The organism is Paenarthrobacter sp. CC6 (genome assembly GCF_040560085.1).
GTDB classification, from domain to species: Bacteria; Actinomycetota; Actinomycetes; order Actinomycetales; family Micrococcaceae; genus Arthrobacter; species Arthrobacter nicotinovorans.
Window position 1 is genome coordinate 209,449 of record NZ_JARDAN010000006.1, and the last position, 18,302, is coordinate 227,750.

General features: G+C 62.2%; 15 protein-coding genes. 5 read left to right on the plus strand and 10 right to left on the minus strand.

The features are described from left to right. Positions 1-51: 51 nt before the first annotated feature. Positions 52-1,131 carry a quinone-dependent dihydroorotate dehydrogenase gene (locus tag PV760_RS05790; RefSeq protein WP_039241323.1) on the minus strand — a complete coding sequence of 360 codons (1,080 nt, stop codon included), beginning with the start codon at positions 1,129-1,131 and terminating at the stop codon, positions 52-54. A gap of 110 nt (positions 1,132-1,241) precedes the next feature. Here PV760_RS05790 and PV760_RS05795 point away from each other — a divergent pair, with 110 nt between their 5' ends. Genes PV760_RS05795 through PV760_RS05805 form a run of 3 tightly spaced genes read left to right on the plus strand, consistent with a single transcriptional unit; the run spans position 1,242 to position 5,074 of the window. Then, positions 1,242-2,882 carry an FAD-binding dehydrogenase gene (locus PV760_RS05795; RefSeq protein ID WP_193590576.1) on the plus strand — a complete coding sequence of 547 codons (1,641 nt, stop codon included), beginning with the start codon at positions 1,242-1,244 and terminating at the stop codon, positions 2,880-2,882. A 9-nt stretch (positions 2,883-2,891) separates the two neighbouring features. After that, a complete protein-coding gene (locus tag PV760_RS05800; RefSeq protein ID WP_039241325.1) occupies positions 2,892-4,007 on the plus strand; it encodes an alpha/beta hydrolase in 1,116 nt (371 codons plus the stop codon). Beyond that, positions 4,004-5,074: an alpha/beta hydrolase gene (locus PV760_RS05805; RefSeq protein ID WP_018777692.1), complete on the plus strand. Its 1,071-nt coding sequence runs from the start codon at positions 4,004-4,006 to the stop codon at positions 5,072-5,074. The genes PV760_RS05800 and PV760_RS05805 overlap by 4 nt, the downstream gene beginning before the upstream one ends. A gap of 15 nt (positions 5,075-5,089) precedes the next feature. Here the strand turns inward: PV760_RS05805 and PV760_RS05810 are convergent, their stop codons facing one another. From PV760_RS05810 to leuA, 3 genes are all read right to left on the minus strand, one after another. Further along, on the minus strand, positions 5,090-5,914 hold the full coding sequence (locus tag PV760_RS05810; RefSeq protein WP_026267155.1) for an isoprenyl transferase: 825 nt from the start codon (positions 5,912-5,914) through the stop codon (positions 5,090-5,092). A gap of 2 nt (positions 5,915-5,916) precedes the next feature. Continuing rightward, positions 5,917-6,669 (minus strand): DNA repair protein RecO, encoded by a 753-nt coding sequence (gene recO / locus PV760_RS05815; protein WP_018777694.1) that lies wholly within the window; start codon positions 6,667-6,669, stop codon positions 5,917-5,919. Positions 6,670-6,753: 84 nt separating this feature from the next. Beyond that, positions 6,754-8,493 carry a 2-isopropylmalate synthase gene (leuA, locus tag PV760_RS05820; protein ID WP_026267156.1) on the minus strand — a complete coding sequence of 580 codons (1,740 nt, stop codon included), beginning with the start codon at positions 8,491-8,493 and terminating at the stop codon, positions 6,754-6,756. A 249-nt stretch (positions 8,494-8,742) separates the two neighbouring features. Here leuA and PV760_RS05825 point away from each other — a divergent pair, with 249 nt between their 5' ends. Further along, positions 8,743-10,695, plus strand: a complete 1,953-nt coding sequence (locus tag PV760_RS05825) for a M13 family metallopeptidase (RefSeq protein ID WP_189075537.1) — start codon at positions 8,743-8,745, stop codon at positions 10,693-10,695. Positions 10,696-10,784: 89 nt separating this feature from the next. Here PV760_RS05825 and PV760_RS05830 read toward each other — a convergent pair whose 3' ends face one another. The 5 genes from PV760_RS05830 to PV760_RS05850 form a co-directional block, all read right to left on the minus strand. Next, positions 10,785-12,344: an LCP family protein gene (locus PV760_RS05830; protein ID WP_354627339.1), complete on the minus strand. Its 1,560-nt coding sequence runs from the start codon at positions 12,342-12,344 to the stop codon at positions 10,785-10,787. Positions 12,345-12,450: 106 nt separating this feature from the next. After that, a complete protein-coding gene (era, locus tag PV760_RS05835; RefSeq protein WP_018777698.1) occupies positions 12,451-13,413 on the minus strand; it encodes a GTPase Era in 963 nt (320 codons plus the stop codon). Next, positions 13,397-14,728 (minus strand): hemolysin family protein, encoded by a 1,332-nt coding sequence (locus PV760_RS05840; RefSeq protein WP_354627341.1) that lies wholly within the window; start codon positions 14,726-14,728, stop codon positions 13,397-13,399. Before PV760_RS05840 ends, era begins: the two co-directional genes overlap by 17 nt. Beyond that, on the minus strand, positions 14,725-15,198 hold the full coding sequence (ybeY, locus tag PV760_RS05845) for an rRNA maturation RNase YbeY (protein ID WP_018777700.1): 474 nt from the start codon (positions 15,196-15,198) through the stop codon (positions 14,725-14,727). The genes PV760_RS05840 and ybeY overlap by 4 nt, the downstream gene beginning before the upstream one ends. After that, on the minus strand, positions 15,195-16,274 hold the full coding sequence (locus tag PV760_RS05850; protein ID WP_354627343.1) for a PhoH family protein: 1,080 nt from the start codon (positions 16,272-16,274) through the stop codon (positions 15,195-15,197). The genes ybeY and PV760_RS05850 overlap by 4 nt, the downstream gene beginning before the upstream one ends. Before the next feature lie 375 nt (positions 16,275-16,649). Between PV760_RS05850 and PV760_RS05855 the strand changes: the two genes are divergently transcribed. Further along, entirely contained in the window at positions 16,650-17,525 is an 876-nt protein-coding gene (locus PV760_RS05855; RefSeq protein ID WP_035733628.1) for a GerMN domain-containing protein, read from the plus strand. Positions 17,526-17,540: 15 nt separating this feature from the next. On the opposite strand, the gene PV760_RS05860 is transcribed toward PV760_RS05855, so the two are convergent. Continuing rightward, positions 17,541-18,302, minus strand: coding sequence for a 16S rRNA (uracil(1498)-N(3))-methyltransferase (locus PV760_RS05860; protein WP_354627344.1), 762 nt, complete (start codon positions 18,300-18,302; stop codon positions 17,541-17,543).

The following is an 18,302-nucleotide window of genomic DNA, read 5'->3' on the forward strand; positions in this document are numbered from 1 at the left end:
ATTCAAAAGGAGACCCCGGACCATTGGTCCGGGGTCTCCTGCTTTTGCGCTTTAGCGGGATGACCGCTTGCGGAGCTTTACCAGGCCCTTGTTGATGCGGGAAACCCAGAACGGACCTTCATAGAGGAAGGCCGTGTATCCCTGCACCAAGGTTGCTCCGGCATCCAGCCGGTCCTGCACATCGCGGGGTGTCTCTACGCCACCAACAGCGATGAGAACGAGCTGATCGCCGACCGCTTCCTTGAGGCGGCGCAGAACCTCCAGGGAGCGCTGCTTGAGGGGCGCCCCGGACAATCCACCGGCACCGAGGGCATCAACCTTTGCGGGATCAGACATGAGGCCGCCCCTGGAAATCGTGGTGTTGGTGGCAATGATGCCATCAAGCTTAAGGTCCAACGCCAGGCGGGCGACATCGTCAATGTCTTCATCGGACAGGTCCGGAGCAATCTTGACGAGCAGCGGCACATGCCGCCCCGCGGACTCATCGGCGGCGTCGCCGACGGCCCTCAGGAGCGGGCGGAGGGTTTCGACGTTCTGCAACAGACGGAGGCCAGGCGTGTTCGGTGAGCTGACGTTGACCACCAGATAATCCGCCGCCGGAGCCAGGGTCCTTGCACTCACCAGGTAGTCCTCAGTGGCGTCCTCCAGCTCCACTACCTTGGTCTTGCCGATGTTGACCCCGATGATTGGCCGTGTGTCACGGTACTGCCTTTGCAAAGCAGCCCGTGCCGACTTAAGCCGCGGCGCAACTGCCGCGGCGCCGTCGTTGTTGAATCCCATGCGGTTGATAACAGCGCGGTCCTCGATCAGGCGGAACAGCCGGGGCTTCTCGTTGCCCGGCTGAGCTTGACCGGTGATGGTGCCAACTTCCACATGGCCGAAACCGAGCTCGGACAGGGCCTCAATGCCGTGGCCTTCCTTGTCGAAGCCGGCGGCCAAACCGAACGGCGACGGAAAAGTGAGGCCCAACGCCTCCGTCCTCAAGGAGGCATCAGGCGCAGTCAGCTTTGCCAGGATCCGACCGGCGCCCGAACGGTGGGCAAGCCGGATTCCCTGGAAACCGATCTTGTGGGCCTTCTCGGCATCCATCCAGGAAAAGGCCAACTTGAAGAATGTGGGGTAAACACGCATGATCCTAGTTTTGCCGTTCCGGGACAACTCGCCAAACCCGTGACCATGGAAGCCGCTAGCATGTACGCATGCCGCCGGTAGATAGTGACGCACATCATGAACATCAGCCAATGACTGCCGACATCGCAGTAGTCGGCGCCGGCCTGTCGGGGCTCGTGGCCGCTGCCACAGCGTATGCCGCCGGAAAGAGCGTCATCGTGCTGGACCAAGAGCCGGAAGCCTCGCTCGGCGGTCAGGCCCACTGGTCCTTCGGCGGCCTCTTCATGGTCGACACCCCGGAACAGCGCAGGCTCGGCGTCAAGGACAGTACCGAGCTCGCGTTGTCTGACTGGTTCGCCTCCGCCGCTTTCGACCGGCCCGCCGATACGCAGGCGCGGGCCTGGGCCGAGGCCTATGTCAACTTCGCAGCCGGCGAGAAGAGGAGTTGGCTCAGGAGCCTGGGCGTCGGCATCTTTCCATTGGTCCAGTGGGCGGAGCGGGGAGGCTACGGACCACAGGGTCATGGCAATACGGTGCCCCGCTTCCACGTCACGTGGGGAACAGGTCCGGCGCTCGTCCAACCCTTCCTGGCCAAAGTGCAGGAGGGTGTGGCCGCGGGAAAGGTGCGGATGTGCTTCAGGCACCGCGCCGCAGCCCTGACGACGACGGCGGGAAAGGTCACCGGCGTGGCCGGCCAGGTCCTGGAACAGTCGACGGCGGTGCGGGGTCAGGCATCGTCCCGGGTCACCGTCGGAGACTTCGAAGTGAATGCGGGGGCGGTGGTGGTGACCACCGGAGGGATCGGCGGCAACCATGAGGTTGTCAGGCGGCAATGGCCGGGGGGAAAGGCGCCTGCGGAGATGCTCAGCGGTGTGCCCGCGTCAGTGGACGGCGGGTTCCTTCCGGCGGTAGCGACAGCGGGTGGCTCGTTGATCAACGGTGACAGGATGTGGCACTACCCGGAGGGAATCCGCAATTATGATCCCGTCTGGCCACAGCACGGCATCCGCATCCTTCCGGGCCCGTCGTCCCTGTGGCTGGACGCCACCGGAGCCCAGCTGCCCGCCCCGCTGTTTCCCGGCTTCGATTCGCTGGGCGCTTTGCGCCACATTGTCGCGACCAACCACGGGTATTCCTGGTTTGTCCTTAATCGGACCATCGCGCTCAAGGAGCTTGCCCTGTCCGGATCGGAACAGAACCCGGATCTGACAGGCAAGGATGTCCGTCTGTTGGCTTCACGCCTGAAACCCGGCGCCGACTCCCCCATCCAGCGTTTCCTGGACAAGGGCGAAGACTTCATCCAGGCCGCCTCGGTGCGGGAACTCGCTGCAGGGATGAACAAACTAACCGGCAACCAGCTGATCAATGCCGGGTCCCTTGAGGCCCTGGTCCAAGCACGTGACCGCCAAGTGTCCAGCGGCTTGGGAAAGGACCCCCAACTCGCGGCAATCAGGGCTGCACGGCGATTTGCCACGGATAAATTGATGCGCGTCGCGCCCCCGCACCGTCTGACGGACCCGACTCACGGCCCCTTGATAGCCATCCGCCTGTCCGTCCTCACCAGAAAGAGCCTTGGCGGCCTCCAGACGGATCTGAAGTCCAGGGTGCTCAACGATGACGGTCATGCCATAGCGGGCCTCTACGCTGCCGGCGAGGCGGCGGGGTTCGGCGGAGGCGGCATCCACGGGTACCGTGCCCTGGAAGGAACCTTCCTCGGCGGCTGTCTCTTCAGCGGGAGGGCCGCGGGGCGGGAAGCCGCCGCCAGTGTCTAAGCTAGGGCCATGGAGTGGACCCCTGACATCCTGGGAAAGGACTTTCAATCCTGCAGTTTTGAGGCGGCAGGGCCTGACGGCGTCGTCCGCCGCGCCACTCTGATCCGTCACAGGGCGGAACTGCCTGCCCGGCCGCACGAAGGTCCGGGGGCTGGAAACGCCCCCTATGGTGCCGTCCTGTTCCTGCACGGTTGGAGCGACTACTTCTTCAATACGGAGTTGGCCCGGTTCTGGGCGGGCCAGGGTTACGACTTCTATGCCCTTGACATGCACAACCACGGACGAAGTCTTCGATCGGACAGCCCGGGTGGCTACGTGGCTGACTTGGCCTACTACGACGCCGAAATCGACGGAGCCCTGGAACTCATCCGTGCTGACCGTGCCGGCGTCCCTCCGGGCAGTCTGACCTTGATGGGACACTCAACCGGCGGATTGATTGCAGCGCTGTGGGCAAGCCGGCACCAGGACGAACTTCAGTTCCTGGTCCTCGACAGTCCATGGCTGGAAATGCACGGTCATTCGTTGGTTCGTCGTGCCGTCCACACTGTGCTGGCTCCCTTGGCCAAACTTCGTCCTGAAACCATACTGAGGCTGCCGGAGAGAGGCTTCTACTTCCGGAGCATCAGCAGCAGCGCCGAGGGTGAATGGGCGCTGGACGAGAAGTACCGGCCCCCGCTTGCCTTCCCTGTCCGGGCAGGCTGGCTCAGCGCCGTCTTCGCGGGCCATGCGCTGGTATCGCAAGGGTTGAACCTGCAGATGCCGGTCTTGGTCCTTACATCTGCGGCCAGCGCCAATGGCATGGTGTGGCAGGAATCGATGCGTCGCTCCGATGCCGTCTTGGATGTCGGCATTATCGCCCTCCGGGCCATGGCACTGGGCCGGACAGTCACCCTGGAACGCATTGATGGCGGGCTCCACGATGTCTTCCTTTCGGCACCTGCAGTGCGGCAGGACGCTTATGCGAGGCTGGGCCGCTGGATCAGTGGATACATGCGCTATGGCGGCCCGCAAGGCAGCGTGCCGGAAACCACCGTGCCGGAAACCACCGTGCCGGAAACCACCGTGCCGGAGCACCCGGCCCAGGAACACCACAGCATGGAACACCAACAGAAGGGGGATGCATGACGGCTACAGGTAACGCCGGAATACAGTGGGGGCCGGATGTACTGGGCCACAACTACGAGAGCCTGGATTTGCCCTTGGGGACTGACGAAGAGGGCCCGGTCAAAGCCACCTTGGTGCGGCACTCGCCACCCACCGGGGACACCGCCCCGCACGGAATCCTCGACTTCCTGACGACCTTCGCAAAAAGAAAGCGCCGTACTCCGCCCGAGTCCGGCGGGGCGCCGCGAGCGGTGCTCTACCTCCACGGGTGGGCAGACTACTTCCTCCAAACCGAGCTGGCCGAGTACCTTACCGCGTCTGGTTTTATGTTCTATGCCCTGGACCTCCGCAAATTCGGCAGAAGCCTGCTCCCGGGACAAACCCCCGGCTACACCTCGGATCTCGGTGTCTACGACGAAGACCTGTCCGCGGCCCTCCGGGCGATTGAAGCAGATGTGGCAGAACGGACCAACAACCCTGTTCCGCCTACGATCCACGTGATTGCCCACTCCCTTGGCGGGCTGATCGCGGCACTCTGGGCCGACCGCAACCCGGGCAAGGTCGGCACCCTCGTACTTAACTCCCCCTGGCTGGAACTCCAGGGCAGCAGCCTCGTCCGCAGCATCGCCATGCACCTGGTGGAACCTTTTGCCCGCACGGACCCGAAACGACCCTTCCGCTTCCCGGAAATGCCGGCGTACTGGGAGAGCGTCAGCAATGAGGCACACGGCGAATGGATGTTGGACCCGGTCTGGCGTCCGCGCACGTCCTTCCCCATTCGCGCCGGTTGGACCAAGGCAGTACTGGCGGGGCACGCGGCAGTGGAGCGCAAGCTGAACATTGACGCACCTGTCCTGGTTCTCCTGTCTGGTCGCACCAGGATTCAGGCGGAATGGACCTCGGACCTTATGCGCGCAGACGCCGTCATCGACGTCGAACAGACCTCCCGGCGTGCTCTCGGCCTTGCCCGGCGGACAGCAGTGTTCCGGTATCCGGGTGCGCTCCACGACGTCTTCCTGTCCCGTCGCACTGTCCGGCAGCAGGCGTACCGGGACGTCGCCGTCTGGCTGGCTGCCTACCCGTATTGATGTAGCCCACGTGTGCTATTCCGCTGCCGGGGCAGCATCGACGGCCCCGCCGTAGCGTCTGTCCCGTTTGGCGTAGATTTCGACGGCGTCCCACAAGGTGCGCCGGTCCACATCAGGCCACAGGGTGTCCATGAAGACGAACTCCGCGTAGGCGGACTGCCAGAGCAGGAAGTTGGACAGTCGCTGCTCCCCCGAACTCCGGAGGAAGAGATCCACGTCCGGGAGATCGGGCTCGTCCAGATACCTCTGTATGGTCTTCTCCGAGACAGAGCCAGGCTTCAAGCGGCCGGCTGCGACGTCCTGCGCAATGGCCGATACGGCATCGGCAATCTCGGCCCGCCCGCCGTAATTAACACACATGGTCAAGGTACAGGTGTCATTGCCCTTGGTGTATTCCTCGGCCTCTTCGAGTTCCTTGATGACCGAACCCCAAAGCCGCGGTCGCCGGCCGGCCCACCGGATCCGGACGCCCCAGTCGTCCAGCTGGTTCCGCTGCCGCCTTAACACATCCTTGTTAAATCCCATGAGGAAGCGGACTTCCTCGGGCGAACGGCGCCAGTTCTCTGTAGAAAAAGCGTAGACGCTGACGTACTTGATCCCCAGTTCGATGGCTCCGGCCATCACATCAAGGAGGGCAGGTTCGCCGGCCTTGTGTCCCTCGATCCGTGGCAATCCACGCTGGTTCGCCCATCGGCCATTGCCATCCATGACGATGGCCACGTGCTGCGGGATAAGCTCACTTGGAATTGCTGGCGGCACCGCTCCGGATGGATGCCCGTAAGGAGCGACGACCGGCGCAGTCCTTGCCGCTGTTGTCTTGCTTTTCTTTCCAAGTGCCACTGTCAGCTTCGCTCCACGTGTTTGAGTGATTTCAAGGCCCGTTCCAAATGCCATTGCAGGTAACTCGCCACCAGCCCGGCGGCTTCCCTGCGGTGCCGCGGGTCGGAAACGTCCGCGACCTCCCAGTTGCCTGTCAACAAAGCGCCCAGGAGTACCACGGTCTCAGCCGCCGGCGCCGGTGATCCGGGTGGCCTGCAGTCGCCGCAGACCATTCCGCCCACCGGAGCAGCAAATGCTGTGTGGGGTCCCGGTTTACCGCACCGTGCACAGGCCGTGAAGCTGGGGGCCCAGCCTCCCGTGGCCAACGCGCGCAGAAGATAGGAATCCAGGATCAACTCCGGAGGGTGGTCCGAACGGCTCAGGGCCGCCAGCGCACCTACCAGAAGGTTGTATTGGGCCGTGCCCGATTCCGTGTCTGCGTCGGTCAGCTTTTCTGCTGTCTCCGTCATGGCGGCAGCCACCGTAAATCTGCCGTAGTCGGCAGCAATGCTGCTTCCGTAGGCACCTTTCGCCACTGCTTGGGTGACGATGTCCAACGTGCGGCCGGATACCAGCTGAAGGTCGGCCACCATGAAGGGCTCAAGCCTCGCGCCGAAACGGCTGCTGGTCCTGCGGACCCCTTTTGCCACGGCACGGACCTGCCCATGGTGCTTGGTCAGCAAGGTAATAATGCGATCCGCCTCGCCCAGCTTGTGGGTACGGAGAACCACGGCATCGTCCCGGTAGGACCGGGCTGCAAACGATGGATTGGCCACATCTAATCTTCGCACTATGCCTGGACCCGGGACGGTTGCCGGACCGTGTGGTGACAGAGTTTCCTGTCACCACACGGCCGGGGCCTAGGCCTGGGCGTCCCGAACGGCCCTGTTCACAGCCGAGATCAGTGCCTTGAGGGACGACGTTGTGGTGCTCGGGTCAATTCCCACTCCCCACAGGACACGCTCTCCGACGGCGCATTCAACATACGCGGCGGCACTGGCGCTGCCGCCTTCCGACAACGCGTGCTCGCTGTAGTCGAGAACCCGGACATCGACGCCGTCCTGGTGCAGTATGTCCAACAGGGCCGCAATGGGACCGTTGCCATGCCCGGTGCGCCGAACCTCAGTACCCTCGATCCGCAGGTTCGCATTCATGGTCATTGCGCCGGACTCGTCGGTCTCGGTGCTCACGCTGCCCAAGGTATAACGGCCCCACTGGGCCTGCTCTTCGTCCGAGGGCAGGTACTCATCCTGGAAGATCTGCCACAACTGGGACCCGCTGACTTCGCCACCCACGGCGTCCGTGCGTCGCTGGATAACTCCCGAGAACTCGATCTGGGCACGCCGCGGCAGGTCCAAATTGTGCTCGTTCTTCAGCAAGTAGGCAACGCCACCCTTGCCGGACTGGGAGTTGACGCGGATGACAGCCTCGTAGCTGCGACCCAGGTCCTTGGGATCGATCGGCAGGTAGGGCACCTGCCAGGTGAAATCATCCACGGGCTTGCCGGCAGCGGCGGCGTCCTTCTCCAGAGCCTCGAAGCCTTTCTTGATGGCGTCCTGGTGCGAACCCGAGAACGCTGTGAAGACGAGATCGCCACCGTAGGGAGAGCGCTCCGGCACAGGCAACTGGTTGCAGTACTCCACTGTCCGGCGGATTTCATCAATGTCGGAGAAATCGATCATGGGGTCAACGCCTTGCACGAACATGTTCAACCCCAGCGTGACCAGGTCAACGTTGCCAGTGCGTTCGCCGTTGCCGAAGAGGCACCCCTCAATACGGTCCGCACCGGCCAGGTAACCGAGTTCGGCTGCAGCAACTCCCGTGCCGCGGTCATTGTGCGGGTGGAGCGAAATGATGATGCCTTCGCGCGGGTGCAGATTACGGTGCATCCACTCGATCGAGTCGGCATAGACGTTCGGCGTAGCCATTTCCACCGTGGCAGGCAGGTTGATGATGACCTGCTTATCGGCTGAGGCCTCAAAGACGTCGGCGATGGCGTTGCAAACGCGTGCAGCATACTCGAGCTCGGTTCCCGTGAAGGACTCCGGCGAGTACTCGTAGGTGATGTGCGTGTCGGTCAGCGTCTCTTCGTACTTCTTGCACAAACGCGCACCCTGCAGCGCGATATCCAGGATGCCGTCTTCGTCCTGGTTGAAGACCACTCGGCGCTGCAATACGGAGGTGGAGTTGTACAGGTGGACGATCGCCTGCTTGGCACCTACCAATGACTCGTAGGTCCGTTCAATCAGGTGCTCACGCGCCTGGGTCAATACCTGGATCGTGACGTCGTCCGGAATGTGGCCGCCCTCGATGAGCTGGCGGACGAAATCGAAGTCCGTCTGCGATGCCGACGGGAAGCCGACCTCGATTTCCTTGTAGCCCATCTTGACCAGCAGCTGGAACATCTTCAGCTTGCGTGCCGGGCTCATCGGGTCGATCAGCGCCTGGTTGCCGTCCCGCAGGTCAACGGCGCACCAGCGCGGAGCTTTGGTGATGACCTTGTCCGGCCAAGTGCGGTCCGGGACCTCGACCGTGATCTGGTCCTGGAACGGCAGGTAACGGTGGGTGGGCATACCGGAGGGCTTTTGTGCATTACGCATGACGTGTGGCCTTTTCTCTAAGAACTGAATGAAAGCTTAGCCGGACACAACGAAACTCCGCGGCGAGGATGGCCCAGCGTCAGATAGCTTTCAGGCCTCGCCGCGGCAGCTAAGAAGAAGCATTTCCGCACGCACAAAATTACAGTAACACGGTGCGTATGATGACAGTGCAACACCTCATGCAACGTCCACTATGCAGACGCCGCGGCGGTGGCGACACCAGCTGCAGCGTCCACACAAGGAGCCACAGTGCCACAGTCGGGGATCACTCTTTCGAATATCGACCACAGCGTCCGGCCCCAGGACGACCTATACCAGCACGTCAACGGCGCGTGGCTCAACAGCACTACGATTCCGGATGACCGGCCGTTGGAAGGAACTTTCACCGCCCTGCGTGACGGGGCCGAGCTCGCAGTCAAGGCAATCATCGAAGAGGCCGCCGGCAAAGGCGAATCGGCCACCGGTATTGAACAAAAGGTTGGCGGCCTCTACGCCAGCTTCATGGACGAGGCTGCGGCAGAGGCAAAGGGACTCGCACCCGTGCGGGGCCGCCTTGACGAGGTCAGCGCAGTGAGCTCTCCCAAGGACCTGGCAGCTTTGATCGGCCGTCTTTTCCGTTCGGATGTGTCCGGCCTCTTCTCCATCTATCCCGCGCCGGATGCCGGGAACCCGGAACGAATCCTGCTGTACATCGGGCAGGGCGGCTTGGGTTTGCCCGACGAGTCCTACTACCGCGACGACAAGTTCGCCGGCATTGTGTCGGCGTACAGCAGCTACATCGAAAAACTCTTCACGCTCGCTTCCATTCCCGATGCCGCCGAGGCTGCACAGCGCGTCGTCGCGCTTGAGACGGCACTGGCTTCGCATCACTGGGACAACGTCACGCTCCGGGATCCCCAGAAGACGTACAACCTCAGATCTGCGGAAGAGGCCACAGAGTTGTTCCCCTGGCTCGACACGTGGTTCGACGCAGCTCGGGTCGACGCGGCGAAACGGCGGGAGATCGTTGTCAGCACCCCGGACTTCTTCACTGGCGCCGCCGCGCTGCTGGAGTCCGAACCATTGCAGGCCTGGAAGGAATGGCTGACACTCCGCGTCCTCAGTTCGGCCGCCCCCTATTTGTCGTCTGCGTTCGTGGACACAAACTTCGACTTCTACGGCACCACCCTGAGCGGTACCCCGCAAAACAAAGAACGCTGGAAGCGCGGAGTCGCCGTCGTGGAAGCTGCGCTGGGTGAGGCAGTCGGTCAGATCTACGTCGAACGGCACTTCCCTCCCGGTCACAAAGCCCGGATGGAATCCTTGGTGGCCAACCTGATTGCGGCCTACCGCGAGAGCATCTCTTCCTTGGCTTGGATGGGTGAGGAGACGAAGAAGGAAGCCCTCAAGAAGTTGGATGCGTTCCGTCCCAAGATTGGCTTCCCGGAAAAGTGGATCGACTATTCCGCAGTGGAGATTGACCCCAATGACCTTCTCGGAAATGTTGAACGCGCGCATGACGCCGACGTTGACCGCCATCTGGACGAAATCGGCAAGCCCGTCGACCTGACGAAGTGGCTGATGACGCCCCAGACGGTCAACGCCTACTACCACCCGATGTTGAATGAGATTGTGTTCCCGGCGGCAATCCTCCAGCCGCCGTTCTTTACCGCCGAGGCGGACGACGCCGTGAACTACGGTGGAATCGGGGCAGTGATCGGACACGAAATCGGCCATGGCTTCGACGACCAGGGATCGCAGTTCGATGGCAGCGGTGCGTTGCGAAATTGGTGGACCGAGGAGGATCGCACAGCATTCGAAGCACTCACCGCCAAGCTGGTAGCGCAATTCGATGCTCTCTCACCGTATGCCGCCCCAGAGCACAAGGTGAACGGCAAACTCACCCTGGGTGAGAACATTGGCGATCTGGGCGGCCTCACCATCGCCTACAAGGCATACCTTCTCAGCCTTGATGGCAAGGAACCGGAAGTTATAGATGGCTTCACCGGTCCGCAACGGTTCTTCATGTCCTGGGCGGCCGGGTGGCGTCAGGTAATCCGGACCGAGGAAGCAATCCGCAGGCTTGCCACGGACCCCCACTCCCCCAACGAGTTCCGGACCAACGCAATCGCCAAGAACCTCGATGCATTCCATGAAGCATTCGAAGTGGCTGAGTCGGACGGCATGTGGGCGGAACCCGGGGAACGCGTCAGCATCTGGTAGGAAGCAGGACGACGACGGCCGGGCCAGTTACGCAACTGGCCCGGCCTTCGCTTTGAACCGGCAATGGCTCTTGAGGTACTGATCCTCGCTTACTGATCGATGTAGAGCGGGTTCACCTGCTGGCACACGGCGTCGCTGGCCGTCTGGTTGACCACGTTGGACGGGACCGAAGCTGCTCCGTAGGCGGTACCGGTAGTGAAGTCGGTACCCACATAGAGCTGCACGCCAGCCACTCCGGGGGCCTCCTGCACCTGGGCAGCCGGGATGCCGTAGAGCTTGGCCGCATCTGCAGCCACATCGGCAAATCCCTGCCCGTAGTAGAGCACGGTTTGGTCCACCGGGTTGGCCAGGTAGCTCACTGCCTGGGTAAATCCAGCGCCCGTGAGAACAGTCATCAATTCCTGCGCCCTGGTTCCCACGCCACTGCCGTTGGCCACAGAGACAGGCTGGATGGCTTTGTCGTAGGCGGGCGCCGGAGGCGTGGTGGCCGTGGGCTGGGGTGCCGGGGTTTCCGAAGGCGTGGGTGTTGATGTAGCCCCGGGCGTGGTCAGGTCCAGGTCCGCGCGCAGTGCTGCGAAGAGTTGGGACGCTTGAGGTTCAACGAGTTCCAGCCGGTTTGGATCCACTGCTGCAGCTTGCGTGGGAACGGCCACAAAAGCCACCTTGGACACATCAATGTCTTTGAGGCGGCCACCAATCGTCAGCAGCGACGGTACAGAAGCGAGGCCCTCGTCGACCGTCAGATTCTGCGTGACTACGTCTGCGATCTGGAGGAGTCGCTGCGGGTTGCCCAGAGTGCCTTCACTCTTCAGCTTTCGCGTCAGGGAAGAAAGGAATGCCTGCTGGCCCTTGATGCGGCCCAGGTCTCCACCATCGCCGAACGCATGCCTGGTCCGTAGGAAGGCCAAGGCCTGTTCGCCTTCGACCAGGGAGTCGCCCTTGGGCAGGCGGAGCCGGGAATCCGGATCAAAGACGGGGTCGCTGACGCATACGTTGACGCCACCCACAGCGTGGGAAAGCTCCTTGACGGCGTTGAAGTCGGCCATCATGAAGTGGTCGATTTCCAGGCCCGTCAGTTTATTGATGGTATCCACGGCGCAGCCGATGCCGGCCTCTGCCATGGCCTCGTTGATCATCACGCCGCTGCGGGCCGGAAAGGTCTGGTTGTTGGTACGGTCAGTGCACTGGGGAACGTCCACCAACAAGTCCCTGGGGAAGCTGAGGACGTTGACGCGCTTGTTGTCGGCAGAGATGTCCAGCAGCATCATGACGTCCGAGTGGCCATAGCCTGTGGAGTCTTCGGTACTTCCGTACTCGGCGTTCTTCCCGTCACGGGTATCGGAGCCAAGGATCAGGATCTGCAGGCGGTCTGTCTTGTCGTTGGCCAAGGCATCGCCGGCATTACGTGACTCCGCGGCGCTAAGCGGCGCCTTGGTGATGTTGGTCTGCAGCCGGATGAACCAGAAAGCAGCGAAGGCGACGCCGGCAACCAGGGCAACCGAGACCACACCGGTGACAATCTTCAACCAGAGCGGCAGTCCCTTGCGTTCATTCATATGGCGCGGAGTGCCGTCAGCATCCGCTCCATGGCGTGCCGCAACGGGGCCTGCGGTGCCGGTGCCCTCTGGGCGGGCGTCACGACGTCGCACTATTCGGTTTACCTTTCCTTAAACAGCTCGATCCCCGCAATCATAGTTGCCGTTTCTGGGAAGTTCCTTATCGGGCCGGGAGCCACGCCGGAACCAGCATTGCTGGCTAGAATCCTAGTTTGACCAATTGCTTGGGGTCCCGCTGCCAGTCCTTGGCGACTTTCACGTGCAGATCGAGGTAGATCCGCGTGCCCAGCAAGGTTTCAATACCCTTGCGGGCATTGGTTCCCACTTCGCGCAGACGGCTTCCGCCCTTGCCAATAATGATGGCCTTCTGCGAGGGACGCTCGACATAGAGGTTCACCCGGACATCCAGGAGCGGGTTGTCCTCGGACCGGCCTTCACGCGGAACGATTTCCTCCACCACAACTGCCAAGGAGTGCGGAAGCTCGTCCCGGACACCCTCCAAGGCGGCTTCACGGATGAGCTCAGCGATCATGACCGCTTCCGGCTCATCTGTCAGCTCACCATCCGGATAAAGCGGCGGGGAGGAAGGCATGTGGCTGATCAGGACGTCGGCGACGGTGGAAACCTGGAAACCATCAGCAGCTGACACCGGAACGATGTCGGCCCAGCCTTGTTCACCCAGAACCTCACGGCCGAGCGCTGCGACAGCGAGCAGCTGCTCCGTGAGAGCCTGCCTGTCGACAAGATCTGTCTTGGTCACCAAAGCAACGATCGGCTTGCGCCCGACGGCGGCCAGCTGGGCTGCGATGAATTTGTCGCCGGGGCCGATCTTTTCGTTGGCGGGCAAGCAGAAACCGATGGCATCAACTTCGGCCAGGGTATCGGCGACAAGCTCGTTGAGGCGCTTTCCCAAAAGGGTCCGGGGACGGTGAAGTCCCGGGGTGTCCACGAGGATCAATTGTGCGTCCTCGCGGTGGACGATACCGCGGATGGTGTGACGCGTGGTCTGCGGTTTGGCCGAGGTAATGGCCACCTTCTGGCCCACCAAGGCATTGGTCAGGGTCGACTTGCCCGCATTCGGCCGGCCCACCAGCACCGAGAACCCCGCGTGAAAGCCGCCGAAGTCGCTATCGGCGTCGAATTTCTTATTTTGCTTGCTCACGTGGAACTCCCTGTTGCGTTGAGTCGGCGTCGTCGAGAAGGTCTTCAAGGTCAGTGTCTTCCTTTGGCATGGCGGCCGCAATGATATGGCTGACCCTGTTTCGGCGACCCTCCAGCCTATCTGCCTTAAGGAACACGCCGTTCACTTCAACCGAGCTTCCAACAATCGGAACCTGGCCAAGCGCCTTTGCGAGGAGGCCGCCAACGGTGTCCACCTCGTCATCGTCGAGGTCAATATCGAACAGTTCCCCAAGGTCATCGATGCTCATTCGCGCACTCACCCGGTACTGCCCGTCGCCCAGGTCGACGGCTTCCTCCGCTGCGGCATCGTATTCGTCAACGATTTCACCCACGATTTCCTCAATGAGGTCTTCCAAAGTCACCAGGCCGGCGGTTCCGCCGTATTCATCAATGACAATGGCCACGTGGGTGGACTCCTGCTGGAGTTCCCTCAGCAAATCACTCACCGGCTTGGACTCGGGGACGTATCGGACATCGCGGGCCAGCGAATCGACGTCGTGCGCCTGCAAGCCCGGTTCGCCGCGGTACATCGCTGCGGCAACATCCTTGAGGTACAGAATGCCTCGGATCTGATCCGTGTTCTCACCTATGACAGGGATTCGCGAGTACCCCGACCTCAGGAACAAGCCCATGGCAGTTTCAAGGTCCGCGCCGGTAGCGATGCTGACGATGTCCGTGCGGGGAACCATGACGGAACGCACCAAAGTGTCGCCAAAGTCAAAGACCGAATGGATGAGCTCCGCTTCGTTGTCTTCGATCATGTCCGACTCTGCCGCACGGTCGACAAACTCGCGGAACTCTTCCTCACTGACAAAAGCGTCGTCACCGCTGGGAGCGCCTGGGGCTACTGCTTGGCCAAGCGACACCAGCCATCCTGGGATCGGGCCCAGGATCCAGCACAGGAACCTGATCAGCGGTGCCGTGAAACGCACCACGGGTCCGGAGTGCGCGCGTCCCAATTGCCGGGGCGAAACGCCGACGAGCACAAAGCCGATCACGGCCATGATGCCTGTTGCCGCAAGCCCGGCGAGCCAGACGTTGTCCAGCAGGCTGTGGAGGACAACCGCGACGGCCACTGCCGCTGCCATTTCAAACCACACACGCCAAAAGCGCAGGGCCCGCATGTGGGCGATCGGGTTTTCAAGGATGCCCGCCAGGGCCTTGCCCTTGCTCCGGCCAATGGATTGTTCTGCCTCATGCCGCGGCAGGAAGTTGAACGCAGCCTCGGCCGCAGTCAGCAGGGCAACAAAGCTGAGGAATACCAGCGCCATGCCGACCAGAATGATCGACGTCACTGCATGGTCTCCATGGGGGCATCCTTGCCCAGGAATTCAGACAGCAGTTCCCGCTGCAAGCCAAACATTTCTTCTTTTTCATCGGGCTCGGCGTGGTCAAAGCCCAGCAGGTGGAGGATTCCGTGCGTGGTCAGCAACAGCATTTCATCCTGCGTAGGGTGGCCCGCGTTGCGGGCCTGCACTTCAGCCACCTGCGGGCAGATCGCGATGTCTCCAAGCATGCCCTGCGGAGTTGGCTTGTCCGGGGTGCCGGGCGTCAGTTCGTCCATGGGCACGGACAGCACATCGGTGGCTCCCGGCTCGTCCATCAGCTCAATGTGCAGTTTCTCCATGGCGGGTTCGTCCACCAGCAGGATGGACAGCTCTGCCTGGGGGTGGATATACAGGCGCTCAAAGATGAAGCGGGACAACGTCACCAGCTGCGCTTCATCCACTGCCACGCCGGACTCGTTGTTGACTTCAATGCTCATTTACGTTCTCCACGTTTAGGTGTGTGTGCTGCCTCTGCGCGGTGGGCATCATCCCACGCGCTGTAGGCGGAGACGATATCGCCCACCAGGCGGTGCCGTACTACGTCTGCGGCCTCGAGGATGGAGAAATTCACGTCGTCGATCCCGGTCAGGATTTCCCGGACAATACGCAGCCCGGACGTTGCTCCGAAGGGCAGGTCGATCTGCGTGACGTCACCGGTGACCACCATTTTGGAGCCAAAGCCAAGCCGGGTCAGGAACATCTTCATCTGTTCCGGAGTGGTGTTCTGGGCTTCATCAAGGATGATGAAGGCGTCGTTGAGGGTCCGACCACGCATGTAGGCCAACGGAGCCACTTCGATGGTGCCCGCCGCCATCAATCGCGGGATGGATTCCGGATCCATCATGTCGTGCAGGGCATCGTAAAGGGGGCGCAGATAGGGGTCGATCTTGTCGCTCAGAGTGCCTGGAAGGAATCCCAGCCTCTCCCCCGCTTCAACGGCGGGCCGCGTCAGGATGATCCGGCTGACTTCCTTCATTTGGAGCGCCTGGACGGCCTTGGCCATGGCCAGGTAGGTCTTGCCCGTACCTGCAGGGCCAATTCCGAAAATCACCGTGTTGTCGTCAATGGCGTCAACATAGTTTTTCTGGTTCAGCGTCTTGGGCCTGATGGTCTTGCCACGGCTGGAAAGAATGTTGTGGGTCAGGACGTCCGCGGGGTTCTGCACAGACTGGGTCCGCAGGAGGGACACCAACTGCTGGAGCACATCAGGCGTTATCAATGTCCCCTTCGCCACAAGACCGCGCACTTCCTCAAGGAGGCGCATGATGCGGGGAATGACGGTTGCGGGACCGGTCATGGAAAGCTCGTTGCCCCGGACGTGGAAGTTGACGTCCTGGAACTGTTCCTCGATGTACCGCAGGGCTTCATCGTGGCTGCCCAGCGAGTGAACCATCTGGTCGGAGTTGTCGAAGGTGACAACTTCCGTGCGCGTGCCCGGTAAGGTGTGCGGGAACTCGGTGGTCGGCTGGTTCCCGTTTCCGGTCCTGAGCCGCCCGTTCAAAGATTCACTCATAGTGCTGGCCGTACGGCCTGTTCTCCTCCGGTTGATCGTATGACGCAATCCTACGCCAGCGCGGCCCGGGATGAACCTCGCCAATGGTCCGGATCACTGCCGCCGCTGCACTGCTGACATTTTGTCTCAACTCGGCATCAAGCCGGTATCAATCATGTTTCAGTTGGCCGGCGTCCGCAGAAACCCGGCCGGACGCCGTCGACGATGTGCCAAGCTGGCATAGCGGGTGGTCGAGCCCCCGCAGTTCCGACCCCAGCGGCCCGCCCCATAGGCGGCCGCGTTTTGCATCGTCAGACAGGAAACGCCATCACCGAGCCAGCGAGCAACGGAAGCGGCGCACGCAAGCGGACCAAGTCCGCCGTCGTTGCGCCGGCGATGCTTGCTGTCATGCTGCTCACTGGTTGCATCGCCAACGGCGGAGGGGGCAGTCAGGCGACACAGAGCTCGCCTCCGATGACGGTCCAGGACGCCCCTGCGAGCAACGCACCACTGGAAACGACGCAGGCGTCCACCAAGATTCCCGTCTACTGGATCGGGCGGAGCAAGGAGGAGGTCTACCTCTACCGTGAGTTCCGGGACATTTCCGGTGACGGCAATCCTGTGACGACGGCCCTGCGGATCATGATGGCGGAAAAGCCCCTGGATCACGACTTCTTCACGCCCTGGCAGGAACCAGGAAGCCTGGCGACCTCCATCTCGGGGAAAAACGTGATCACCGTTGATGTGTCCCGCGACGCCTTCAACTCAAACCTCGATGCCGGGATGGCGCAACGGGCCATCCAGCAGCTGGTTTACACCGCGTCGGCCGCGGCATCGTCCTCCGGACTCATCAACTCCGGACAGCAGATCCAAGTGGTCATTCTCGTTGACGGACACAAGGACTACATGGCGTTCGGGCAAGTGAAACTTGGCGAACCCATGACGCGTGATGCTTCCTTGGTGGCGCCGCTGTGGATCATCGATCCGCAGGAGGACGTGTCCCTGCCCCCTGGTTTGATCAAGTTCAACGGGCGCACCACGGACAATTCACGGCCCATCAGCTGGCAGATCCTTCAGGACAACGGCAAGGGTGAGAAGTCGAGCCTGCTCACGGGCCAGACCAAAGCAACCGGCGAACCCGGGCAGTATGGTCTGTTCAGCTTCGGCGCGACACTGAAACCCGGAAAATATGAATTGCGGGTAACCGAGGTCGACGATGCCGGCAAGGCCATCGAATCGAGCACGGACACCCGGTTGTTCACCGTGGCCTGATTCGACGTTCGCCGGCTACCAGCGACCGAGGACGTCGCTGGCCAGGACGACGGCGGCGGGTCCCGCCGTCGACGACCGCAGGACATGGTGACCCAAGAGGGCCGTCACGGCCCCTGCATCGCTAAGCCGCGTCACTTCACGCGGCGAGATCCCGCCCTCAGGCCCCACGATCAACAGAACCTCACTGGGTGAAGCGCCGTTGACATCCAGCCTCTCCAGGACCTCCCGCAGAGGGTTTTTGGCGTCCTCGTGAAGAATGACGGCCAAGTCGGCCTCGGCAACGGCTTTCACCAAACCGCTGGAGTCGACGATCGGGCGGACTGGAGGTACCCAGGCCCTGCGCGCCTGCTTTGCAGCCGCGGTGACCACTGACTCCCATTTCGCATGCGCCTTGGCTGCCCGCTCCGCCTTCCAGCGCACGATGGATCGCTCCGACTGCCAGGGAATCACGGCATCAATGCCGAGTTCCGTTGCCGTCTCGATTGCGAGCTCGTCGCGATCACCCTTGGCCAACGCCTGAACCAGTACCAATCGAACGTCCGGCTGGGCTTCGAAGACGATGTCGGTGGCGGTGACCGTCAGGGCACCGGGCGTCGCTTCGGCGACCACACCAGTGAGACGGGCACCTGCGCCGTCGGCGATGTCAACGGACTCACCGACGGCCAAGCGCTTCACCGTCACTGCGTGGCGGGCCTCCGGACCCTCCAGGACAAAATCAGTACCGGGCGCTACGTGGCTGAGGCTGCCGGCCGGCGTAAAGAAAACGGGGTTGCTCAC

Bases quoted from the DNA above. Each gene is read 5' to 3' on its own strand.
- PV760_RS05850 (WP_354627343.1), bottom strand. From the start codon at position 16,274: ATGAGTGAATCTTTGAACGGGCGGCTCAGGACCGGAAACGGGAACCAG.
- PV760_RS05855 (WP_035733628.1), top strand. From the start codon at position 16,650: ATGCTTGCTGTCATGCTGCTCACTGGTTGCATCGCCAACGGCGGAGGG.
- PV760_RS05795 (WP_193590576.1), top strand. From the start codon at position 1,242: ATGACTGCCGACATCGCAGTAGTCGGCGCCGGCCTGTCGGGGCTCGTG.
- PV760_RS05800 (WP_039241325.1), top strand. From the start codon at position 2,892: ATGGAGTGGACCCCTGACATCCTGGGAAAGGACTTTCAATCCTGCAGT.
- leuA (WP_026267156.1), bottom strand. From the start codon at position 8,493: ATGCGTAATGCACAAAAGCCCTCCGGTATGCCCACCCACCGTTACCTG.
- PV760_RS05790 (WP_039241323.1), bottom strand. From the start codon at position 1,131: ATGCGTGTTTACCCCACATTCTTCAAGTTGGCCTTTTCCTGGATGGAT.
- ybeY (WP_018777700.1), bottom strand. From the start codon at position 15,198: ATGAGCATTGAAGTCAACAACGAGTCCGGCGTGGCAGTGGATGAAGCG.
- PV760_RS05805 (WP_018777692.1), top strand. From the start codon at position 4,004: ATGACGGCTACAGGTAACGCCGGAATACAGTGGGGGCCGGATGTACTG.